Origin of the sequence: uncultured Campylobacter sp., assembly GCF_938017705.1 — a bacterium.
Classification (GTDB): domain Bacteria; phylum Campylobacterota; class Campylobacteria; order Campylobacterales; family Campylobacteraceae; genus Campylobacter_B.
Genome location: NZ_CALIIS010000173.1, coordinates 1 through 9,165 on the forward strand (window position 1 = coordinate 1; position 9,165 = coordinate 9,165).

General features: G+C 47.4%; 10 protein-coding genes and 1 pseudogene. 6 read left to right on the forward strand and 5 right to left on the reverse strand.

What is annotated here, in order from left to right; genetic code table 11:
- Positions 1-585 precede the first annotated feature (585 nt).
- Positions 586-1,008, reverse strand: coding sequence for an EamA family transporter (locus Q0605_RS08215; RefSeq protein ID WP_298706008.1), 423 nt, complete (start codon positions 1,006-1,008; stop codon positions 586-588).
- 466 nt (positions 1,009-1,474) lie between these two features.
- On the opposite strand from Q0605_RS08215, the gene Q0605_RS08220 reads away from it, so the two are divergent.
- Together Q0605_RS08220 and Q0605_RS08225 are read left to right on the forward strand one after the other, a co-directional pair.
- A complete protein-coding gene (locus Q0605_RS08220) occupies positions 1,475-1,858 on the forward strand; it encodes a DUF4878 domain-containing protein (protein ID WP_298706010.1) in 384 nt (127 codons plus the stop codon).
- Between the two features lie 62 nt (positions 1,859-1,920).
- Positions 1,921-2,451, forward strand: coding sequence for a YiiX/YebB-like N1pC/P60 family cysteine hydrolase (locus tag Q0605_RS08225; RefSeq protein ID WP_298706013.1), 531 nt, complete (start codon positions 1,921-1,923; stop codon positions 2,449-2,451).
- Positions 2,452-2,838: 387 nt separating this feature from the next.
- Here the strand turns inward: Q0605_RS08225 and nusA are convergent, their stop codons facing one another.
- Complete coding sequence (gene nusA, locus Q0605_RS08230; RefSeq protein ID WP_298706016.1) at positions 2,839-3,966, reverse strand: transcription termination factor NusA; 1,128 nt, start codon at positions 3,964-3,966, stop codon at positions 2,839-2,841.
- A gap of 158 nt (positions 3,967-4,124) precedes the next feature.
- On the opposite strand from nusA, the gene Q0605_RS08235 reads away from it, so the two are divergent.
- From Q0605_RS08235 to Q0605_RS08250, 4 genes are read left to right on the forward strand one after another with little or no spacing between them, the layout of a single operon-like run.
- A complete protein-coding gene (locus Q0605_RS08235) occupies positions 4,125-4,367 on the forward strand; it encodes an HP0268 family nuclease (protein ID WP_005870077.1) in 243 nt (80 codons plus the stop codon).
- Entirely contained in the window at positions 4,364-5,659 is a 1,296-nt protein-coding gene (gene miaB, locus Q0605_RS08240) for a tRNA (N6-isopentenyl adenosine(37)-C2)-methylthiotransferase MiaB (RefSeq protein WP_298706021.1), read from the forward strand. The genes Q0605_RS08235 and miaB overlap by 4 nt, the downstream gene beginning before the upstream one ends.
- On the forward strand, positions 5,640-6,293 hold the full coding sequence (locus Q0605_RS08245; protein ID WP_298706023.1) for a lysophospholipid acyltransferase family protein: 654 nt from the start codon (positions 5,640-5,642) through the stop codon (positions 6,291-6,293). The genes miaB and Q0605_RS08245 overlap by 20 nt, the downstream gene beginning before the upstream one ends.
- A 46-nt stretch (positions 6,294-6,339) precedes the next feature.
- On the forward strand, positions 6,340-7,095 hold the full coding sequence (locus tag Q0605_RS08250; protein WP_298706026.1) for a hypothetical protein: 756 nt from the start codon (positions 6,340-6,342) through the stop codon (positions 7,093-7,095).
- A gap of 225 nt (positions 7,096-7,320) precedes the next feature.
- Here Q0605_RS08250 and Q0605_RS08255 read toward each other — a convergent pair whose 3' ends face one another.
- From Q0605_RS08255 to Q0605_RS08265, 3 genes and pseudogenes are all read right to left on the reverse strand, one after another.
- On the reverse strand, positions 7,321-7,977 hold the full coding sequence (locus tag Q0605_RS08255; RefSeq protein ID WP_298706029.1) for a metallophosphoesterase: 657 nt from the start codon (positions 7,975-7,977) through the stop codon (positions 7,321-7,323).
- Entirely contained in the window at positions 7,974-8,960 is a 987-nt protein-coding gene (gene tilS / locus Q0605_RS08260; RefSeq protein ID WP_298706032.1) for a tRNA lysidine(34) synthetase TilS, read from the reverse strand. Before tilS ends, Q0605_RS08255 begins: the two co-directional genes overlap by 4 nt.
- A gap of 1 nt (position 8,961) precedes the next feature.
- Positions 8,962-9,165, reverse strand: a pseudogene (locus Q0605_RS08265) (30S ribosomal protein S12 methylthiotransferase RimO); the annotation flags it as partial.

Consider the following 9,165-nt stretch of genomic DNA (forward strand, 5'->3'; position numbering starts at 1 on the left):
AGCTAAAGAAGAGGGATCGTCTAAGGCTAAAGGTAAGAAGGGCAAGAAGGGTAAGGGAGAGTAAAATTTCTCCCGACCTTAGCTTATTATTTTACAGATCTAGCACTTGCGGCGAATGCAAGAGTTAGGTAGCAAGCGTATAAATTTAGGCGGAGCTATGGAAGTGTGCAAGATTTCAATTCGCATCTTGCGTAATTAGCTTGCTCGACTATACTGTAGATTTAGAAGTTTACAGTTTGATTTAAACTTGCGGATGCGATTTTATTTTATGGTACGACGAGCCGATATTTTTTAGAATTTTAAGGTGTAAATTCTTGATTTCTCATAAATTTCAATCTCACTGCTTTTAAGCAGAACTAAAATTACCCTAAAGACCGCCTAACTACAGCAAGGTATCGGCAAACCGATTACCGGCGCGTTTCAGGCAATGCCTAGAAATCGTGTAGGCTAAATGTCAAGCCATAAGAAATCATAGCGGTTTAGGGCGGCAATTTTGCAGAAGCGGCAGGGGGGTTTATTTTACAACAAAGCGTATGGCGTAGTGGCTAAAAAGACCACAAGAGATAGATTTAAAGCAAATTCACCCTATTTAAACGCCAGCATCATCACTCCCGCGCCGATGAGTGCTAGCGCAAGCCATTCGCGAATACTCGGGCGCTCGCCTAAAAAGATCACGGCGATGATTACAACGAGCACTACGCTTAGTTTATCGATCGGTGCTACTTGATAGGATTTGCCGATTTGTAGGGCTTTGAAATACGCTAGCCACGATGCACCCGTAGCTAATCCGCTTAGTATCAAAAATACCCAGTTGCGAGGGCTCAGACTAGATAACGGCTGCCAGGCTTTAGCGTAGCGTAGGAATGCGGCGAGGCAAAAGGCTATGATGATCGTGCGGATAAAAGTTGCAAAGTGGGAGTTGATCCCTTCGAGTCCGATTTTTGCAAATATCGCGGTCAGCGCCGCAAAGAGTGCTGATGCAAGCGCCCAAGTCGCCCAAGTTTCCATGATTTTCCTTTAGAAAAATTGCTGAATTATAGCCCTATTTAGGTAAAATTTCCTTATAATTTCGCGAGCGTCGCAGCAAAAAGCTAAATCGCGAGCGAGCAATCCTACGAAGGCGGCATTGAAATTTTAAAATTTTAACCGCAAAATACGGCTAAAATTTCAGTTCCGACAAGCAAAGCTCGCCTCGCGCGTTACCGAATGAGTTTGGGCACCGTTTGAGTGGTGTGCCGCAAGACACAGTGCACAGATAGCATAGTAAAATTTCGCTTTGGCAAGATAAAATTTTATCGAGGCAAGACGAGCTTTCCTCCGAATGCAAAATTCTATTTTAATTCAGTAAAAGCACGACCGAATACCCCTTTCGCAAATCCAAACGCGATATAAATTCCCCCGAGCAGAAAGATCTGAATTTAAAAAATATTTATCGTCCGTATATAAAATCTTAAGGTTTCTACGAGGAGAGCTTATGAAAAAATTTCTACTCGCGCTCATTGTGATATTCGTTTTAGCGGGCTGCAGCAGCGACCCGAAAGGCGTAGCCGAGGACTTCATCAGAGCCCTATACGAGGGCGATTCTAAGACTTTGGTGGATGCTATAGATATACCCGATAAGGACAGATCGGACGACGGCTCTATGCAGATGATAAACGGCAAACTGATGCAGATGGCAGGCGCCGGCAAGGAGGAGGCTTCCAAGCGCGGCGGGCTAAAGAGCGTCTCGGGCGAGCTGCAAAATAGCGACGAGAAATCGGCGCTCGTGAAAGTCGCCGTGTCTTTTAAAAACGGCACGAACTGCACCGAGAGCGTTAAACTCGTCAAAAAAGACGGCAAATGGAAGGTTGCGCTTTAGCCAAAAAGCTTCTCGTCTGCCTGATCTTCGCTCTAGGCGCATTCGGCGAGCTTTAGACGCTAATGCGCGCGCCTGTCGCCAGAGAGCCGCTGCGAGTACCGGATGAAATTTTATCAAATCTACGCACGGGCGATCTCGTCTTTCGCCTAGGAGACGTCACCGACAGCCGCATAATCGCAACCGCAACGAATTTTAAATACTCGCACGTAGGCATGATCGTGCGCGAGCGCCCGCTTTTGGTAGTGCACGCCGTAACGGGCGAGGGCGAGCGAGAGGGCGTCGCGGCCGTTTCGATGCGGGAGTTTTTGGCGCATGCACGAGACTTTGGCGCGGTGCGGATGAAATTTTTAAACGAGGGACAAAAGGCGCGCCTAGCCGCCTCTTTACTTAAGCGCGTCGGCGAGGGCTTTGCGCTAAGACCTCGCGGCGAAGCGAACCTATACTGCACGACGCTACTTGAGCAGGAAATTTCAAAAATAACGGAATTTTCGCCGCAGTATTTCGAACTCAACCTAGCTGTCCTAGGCGGCGAATACCTCGCGCCGAAGGCGTTTTGGCATTACGGCGACGTTGAAATTTTATACGAGCGATAGGTACGACCTAGCTTGGGTTGGAATTTTGCGCGTCGTGTAAATTTAAAATATCGCATCAATTCGAGCGCATGAATAGAATTGAGCCTAGAATTCCGTGCCATAAATTCCGATCAAGATTTAGCTTTGATGTTAAATTTTAAAATTCCGCACTCCGTAAAATTTCGTATTAGAATTCCGCAGGGCATTAAAATTTTATAAATTTCGCTAGCTACCGAATTCGCAAAATTACCGCTCGCTTCAAATTTTGCACATTCTACGCGCAAAACAAAAATCCGCTTTGCTGCAGAATTTTCAAAAGACGAAATTTACAATTCGTAAAATCCTAAAAGAATAGAATTTTATAAAAAGCGTAACTTACAAAATTTCAAAAAGCGAAGCGCGCGAGCTCTACAGCTCGCCGAAAAGCGCTTCGAGATTTTTAAGACCTTCCTCCGTGGAGACCTTTTTCTCGCTCGCCGAACCGGTTTCGATAAGCTCGATCTCGCAGCCGCACAGCATCGAGGCGAGTCGGATATTTAGGCCGTTTTTGCCGATCGCTTTGCTTTTTTGATCTGGGTTTACATAGACGATCGCCTTGCCATCCTGCGCTATTTTGACCGAGTTTACGATCGCAGGCGCCATCGCGCGAGTGATCAAAATTTCGGGGCTTGCGGAGTATTCAAACGCGTCGATGCTCTCGCCGCCACTTCCGTCTTGCAAATTTTTGCTTAAAAATCTACTCACCGCGTCGATTCGAGCGCCTCCTTTGCCGACGGTGGCGCCTACCGGATCGACGTTTGGCGAGACGGCGCTAAGCGCGATCTTGGCTCGCCTGCCCGGAATCCTCGCGCAAGCCTGAATGATGACGCTGCCGTCTTTGATCTCTGGGACTTCGGCAGCGAGCAGGGCTTCTAGAAATTTTGGGCTGGTGCGCGAAAGTTCCAGCCTGATGCCGTGAGATTTGTCGATGGCTACGTTTTTGATGACGGCTTGCAGCACGTCGCCGATTTTGAAATTCTCGCCCTTGATGCGGTTTTTTTGCGGCATGAAAGCCTTTGTATCCTCGATCTCTACGTAGGTCGTGCCGTCGTGATCGATCTTGGTGACCGTGCCGTGGGTGAGGGTGCCCACCTTGCTTTTATAGTTTTCAAAAATTTTCTCTTCAAGCAGCCGCTGTATATGAAAATTTAGCTCTCTAGCCAGCACGCCAGAAGCTGTGCGACCGAGATTTTCGATATTTATTTCGTAGCTTAGCTCATCGCCGATCTCTGCATTTTCGCCTATTTTTTTGGCTTCGCTAAGCGCTATGAAGTTGTGATCGCCGAGTCGCTCATCATCATCCGCGACGACGTGGACCTTTTGGTAGAGCTTAACGCGTTTGGTCTGCGGATCGACTTCGCTGTCGTAAAGATGCTCCTCGCCGAAAAGTCTTTTTGCGGTCTGGATGAACGCCGTTTTGACGCGCTCTTTGACGTCTGCGGGCTCAAGCCCCTTTTCATTTGCAATCGACTCGATGATGTCGGTGATTTTTTCCATAAATTTTCCTTAAGATTTGATTTCGTGCTACTAAATTTTGGATTTTAAATTTTGAAGTGCGGTATTATATGGAATTTTGACTTTATTTTTATTTAAACGAATTATTATCTAAATTTCGCTAAACTCGCGGGTTTAAAACATAAATGAAAGGATAGATCATGCAGCTAAAACTTGCCAGAACGGAGCTTGCTTCTAAGCCAAAAAGCGTTAAGATCGAGGATTTGCAAGCCCAAGTAGAAAAGAGCGGACAAAAAATATTTTATCTGGATAGAGAAAATTCTCAAAAAGATTTAGCCGCTTTGGTGGATTTTTTCGACACTAAGGGTTTTAGCGTGTATCAGCGCATAGTGCGATACGGGCTGAACGAAAACGAGTATATGTACGAGGTGCATATCCTTTGAGTAAACTCCTCTTCATCCAGACCCTAGGTTGCGCGATGAACGTGCGCGATAGCGAGCATATTATCGCGCAGCTAAAAGAGCAAGATTACGAGATTACCGACGACGTAAATATTGCGGATCTAATCTTAATAAATACCTGCTCCGTGCGCGAAAAGCCCGTGCATAAGCTTTTTAGCGAGATCGGAGCATTCGATAAAGCTAGAAAAAAGGGCTCCAAAATCGGCGTTTGCGGCTGCACCGCAAGCCATCTGGGCGGAGAAATTTTTAAGCGCGCGCCTTTTGTGGATTTCGTACTCGGTGCCAGAAATGTATCTAAAATTTCGCAAGCCGTACGTACGCCAAAATTTATCAGCACGGACATAAACTACGACGAGAGCGAGTTTGCCTTCGGAGATTTTGCGAGCTCGCCATATAAATCCTTCATAAACATAATGATCGGCTGCGACAAAAAGTGCTCCTACTGCATCGTGCCGCAGACTAGAGGCGATGAAATTTCGATCCCCGCTCAAATCATCTTGCGCGAAGCCGAAAGATCCGCAGCTCGCGGCGCCAAAGAGATATTTTTGCTCGGCCAAAACGTCAATAACTACGGCAAACGCTTTTCTAATGCGCACGAAAAAATCGACTTCAGTGACTTGCTCGTGCGGCTTAGCAAGATAGAGGGCATCGAGCGCATCCGCTTTACTAGCCCGCATCCGCTGCATATGGACGATAAATTTTTGGACGTTTTTTGCAATAATCCTAAAATTTGCAAATCGATGCATATGCCCTTGCAAAGCGGCTCGAGCAAGGTTTTGCGCGATATGAAGCGCGGATATACCAAGCAGTGGTATCTAGACCGCGCGCTTAAACTGCGCCAAAGCTGCCCGGGCGTGGCGATCAGCACCGACATCATCGTGGGCTATCCGAGCGAGAGCGAGGAGGATTTTGCCGAGACGATGGAGGTGTTAGAAGCGGTGAGATTTGAGCAGGTTTTTTCCTTTAAATTTAGCCCTAGACCGCTCACGCCAGCGGCAAGCTTAAAGCCGTTGGATGATGAAATTTCAAGCGAAAGGCTAAGCAGGCTACAAAGCGCTCACGCTAAAATTTTAGACGAGATCGCAGGAGCGCAAAAAGATAAAATTTTCGACGTGTATTTCGAGGAGCTGCGAGAGGGCGGCACTGCGTGCGGTAGAAGCTTTTCAAATTTTCTAATCTGCGCGCAAGGCGGCGAGGAGCTGTTAGGCAAAACGCGCAGAGTACATATCACAAATGCCGCCAGAATGGCGCTTTATGGAAAAGTTATCGCTTAAAAAGCGGCTGTTTTTCCGCATCGCCGAATATCTCATTTTTATCCTGATTTGGTGTATTTTTTTAACGTGCAGGGTTAAATTTACCCACACGAGACTGCCCGAAAAGCCCTGCGTCGTCGTGTTTTGGCACGGAAGGCTAGCGATGATGAGCTTTGCTTATAGGCGCTGGTGGCTGCGGGATTTCGGCAATGCTAAGCGAGCTAAGGTCATCATCAGCGATCATAAAGACGGCGAGATAATCACGCGTGTGATCTCGCATTTCGGCATCGGTGCGATCCGCGGCAGCAGTTTCAAAGGCGGTGCGCGCGCACTTATGGGCGCGATCAAGGAGATAAAAAACGGCACAGACGTCATCATCACTCCCGACGGTCCGCGCGGTCCCCTTCACAGCGTCGCGGACGGAGCCGTGATCCTTGCGCAGCGGCTAAGCTTAGATATTTACGCGCTAAATTACGAAGCGAGCAGTTTTTGGAAATTTCGTAGCTGGGACGAGATGGTATTGCCAAAGCTGTTTTCGCGCATAAATTATAGCCTCAGCGCGCCGCTAAATTTGGCAGGGCTTGACCTTGATGCGGGCAAAGAGGCGATCAGGCAACTGCTTTTTGCAAGCGCCGAGCAGGACGCTAAATTTTAGTTTGAAATAATAGTGTTTCGGTATAATTGCAATTTTAGGAGAAAAAATGGCACTATTTAAAGCAAAATCATTCCTCGGCGTCGCTAAAAGTGCCGACGCATGCGAGTTTTTTTATAGAAAATTGGGCTTTGGTAAAAGAATTTTGGATGAGAAATCCGATCGCTTTCCCATCGCGCAAGAAAATGATCTGGCTACCTCGCTGGCGGGCTTTGCGGATCTGAGTGATAAAAATTTAATCTCTTGCGTACTGATAGACGACGAAAATCAAAGAGTGCATTTTAACGAGGATTATATGATTAAAGAAAATAGCATTTATCAAAAAGTCGATGATAGCTTCATAGTGGAATTCCCTCGCGCAAGTGCACAGGCGGCGGATGAGACTTTTGGAATAGAATTTAGCTCGCACGCTAGTTTATTTAAAATTTTATACTTCTTGCTAAAAAATCAAAGCGATTTTGAAAATATGGCAATGTTCGCGCTGAAATTTAATAACCGCGCGTGTTTCGTCGTCGCTAACCAAGAGCGCGTGCTGTATGCTGACATAATGCGCATCGACGAAGAGATGCAGGCCGCGATGAACGACGCGGACGAGCTATTTTATGAGCTTTTGAATTTTCAGATTGAGACCTTCTACAAATCCGAAAATAGCGAGTTTCTCACCAATGTTTTCATCTACTCAGACGGCACGCTCAGCAACGAGATCGGTTATGTGATTTTCACGCGCATCTTCATCAAAACAAATTTGATAAATCTAAATTTCGCCGATTACATCAACAAAATCGTGATGCTAGAAGCCCGCTAGATCAAATTTTTCGCTCCGCACCGAGGCAGAATTTTAAAATTTTATCTTTGCAATTGCGCTTGCTTGGTGCGATTTAGTTGCCTGTTTGCGCCGCATTTTATTAAATTTTATCTCGCGTTACATAATGGATTTTGGCTAGATAAAATAATCAGTATTTAAACGACTCGCTTTTAAATTTAAGCTCATTTGCCGCAAAGATCCGTCTTGCGCCGCAAATTCTATTTTTTACGAACTCTGATTAATTTTACGCAAAAAATTTTCTATCAAAATCCGCCTTTGCTCCACGTCGTCGCTATCGCTAATGCCCTCTAGCTCGCTTGCGTGATGGGCCTTGGGCGGGATATCTTTCAGATACGACCACACCTCGTCCTCGCTTAAAATTTTGCCGTGCAGATCAAAACCTACGTTTAGCGCTCTGCCCGAAACCTTAGCGATATCTGCGTGCAGGTGACCGTAGAGCATCAGTGCGCCATAATGGCAGTTTGCCCACTCGATCATCGGGTAGTGAGACAGAGCCGCTCTCTTATGCGATAGGCGCACAAAGGCATATCCCACGATCTGCTCAAACATAAAATTGCCGTCCGCCTTGCGTCCGCTTAGCAGTTCGTTTTTCATCGCAGCGATCCGCCCGTCGTGGTTGCCCAGTAACAAAAAATGTCGCCCGTTTAGTCTGCGAAGTAACTCGCAAGTGTGCGTAAAATCCTTGTGAAAGGAGACGTCGCCGAGATTATAGACGAGATCCTCGGGCGTAACGAGCGCATTCCAAGCGGCGATGAGATTTTCATCCATCTCGGCCACGTTCGCGCCTTTTCTAAAATTTGGATATTTTTTCAGCACCAGCTCGTGACCGAAGTGTAGATCGGAGGTAAAATAAACGCTCATAAAAGCTCCTCAAATAGCGCAAGATTCGCGCCTGCGGCAAATAAAAATCCGCGGTTTATCGACGGGATTTTTAAGGTGCGGCACGCTTCTTTAAATTTCTTGTCCATCGCGGCTTTGATATATGGCGTTACGAGAATAAAATTTTCGCCCGCACCCACGGCTACCTTGCCGCCTAGCACGCAGCCTGCGCCGTTTTCTAGGCAGCGCGCGCATTCGTTTCGCTGCGCCGAGCTTAGCACGAGCCCTAGTCGCTTGCACGCCTGATCGACGCCGCGAAGCTCGCCCTGGCCACGTTTTATGAGATAAATTTTAGACGCGATATTAGAAATTTCGGGAGTTAAGCTTAACGCATCGGCCGCCAAAAACTCAAAGCTCTTTTTCACGCCGCTAAAATATTCGTCCAAAAACGGCTTACTAAATTTCGCGCGAATAAATCCGCGTTTAAACCGGTCCGTTAAATTCGTCTCGTCGGTGAAGTATTTTAGGTTTCGCTCACGCAAAAACCACTCCAGCTCGCACTTTCGCACGCCTAGAAGCGGACGAGCGATCACGTAATCCTCGCGAGCCTCTAGCTCTTGCATGCCTAGCAGCTCGCTAAGCCCCGCGCCGCGGCCAAGCTGCATCAAAAACCACTCGAATTTATCGTCAAACTGATGCGCCAAGATCAAATTTCCATATCCGCGCTCGCGGCAAATCTCGGCGAAAAAATCGTATCTGGCCGCGCGCGCCTCGTGTTCAAAATTTGACGCGCCAAGATGCACGCTTTTTACATAGATTTGTTTGTTAAATTTAGCCGCCAGATCTCGTGCTGACGCGACCTCGTTCTTGCTTTGCGCGCGGACGTTATAGTCCACGATCGCAAAGTCAAATTTCACGCCCGCCTCGTCCAGAAGGTAAAAAAGCGCCGTACTATCGACGCCGTGCGAAAATGCAAGCAGATTTTGCCCAGATTTTAGCTTGCGTAAAACGGACGCGCTTAGCATCCTACGCCTTTGCCGTGATCTTGCCTAGCGCCTGGCCGCCCGCTACTTGCGTGATCTCGCACCAGTAGCGCCCACCGGTTTCTAGCTGCTCCACGTCGCTTTCGTTGATCAAAATTTCGCCGTCGATGTCCTTGTCCCAGAGCGCCTTTTTCGCGGCGTAAAAATCGGTATCTGCGATGATGCCCGCTTGCGGGATGATGGGCTT

What these genes read in the sequence shown, in the direction of transcription:
- Q0605_RS08250 (WP_298706026.1), top strand. Translation starts at nt 6,340, where the DNA reads ATGGCACTATTTAAAGCAAAATCATTCCTCGGCGTCGCTAAAAGTGCC.
- Q0605_RS08225 (WP_298706013.1), top strand. Translation starts at nt 1,921, where the DNA reads ATGCGCGCGCCTGTCGCCAGAGAGCCGCTGCGAGTACCGGATGAAATT.
- nusA (WP_298706016.1), bottom strand. Translation starts at nt 3,966, where the DNA reads ATGGAAAAAATCACCGACATCATCGAGTCGATTGCAAATGAAAAGGGG.
- tilS (WP_298706032.1), bottom strand. Translation starts at nt 8,960, where the DNA reads ATGCTAAGCGCGTCCGTTTTACGCAAGCTAAAATCTGGGCAAAATCTG.
- Q0605_RS08255 (WP_298706029.1), bottom strand. Translation starts at nt 7,977, where the DNA reads ATGAGCGTTTATTTTACCTCCGATCTACACTTCGGTCACGAGCTGGTG.
- Q0605_RS08215 (WP_298706008.1), bottom strand. Translation starts at nt 1,008, where the DNA reads ATGGAAACTTGGGCGACTTGGGCGCTTGCATCAGCACTCTTTGCGGCG.
- Q0605_RS08235 (WP_005870077.1), top strand. Translation starts at nt 4,125, where the DNA reads ATGCAGCTAAAACTTGCCAGAACGGAGCTTGCTTCTAAGCCAAAAAGC.
- Q0605_RS08220 (WP_298706010.1), top strand. Translation starts at nt 1,475, where the DNA reads ATGAAAAAATTTCTACTCGCGCTCATTGTGATATTCGTTTTAGCGGGC.
- Q0605_RS08245 (WP_298706023.1), top strand. Translation starts at nt 5,640, where the DNA reads ATGGAAAAGTTATCGCTTAAAAAGCGGCTGTTTTTCCGCATCGCCGAA.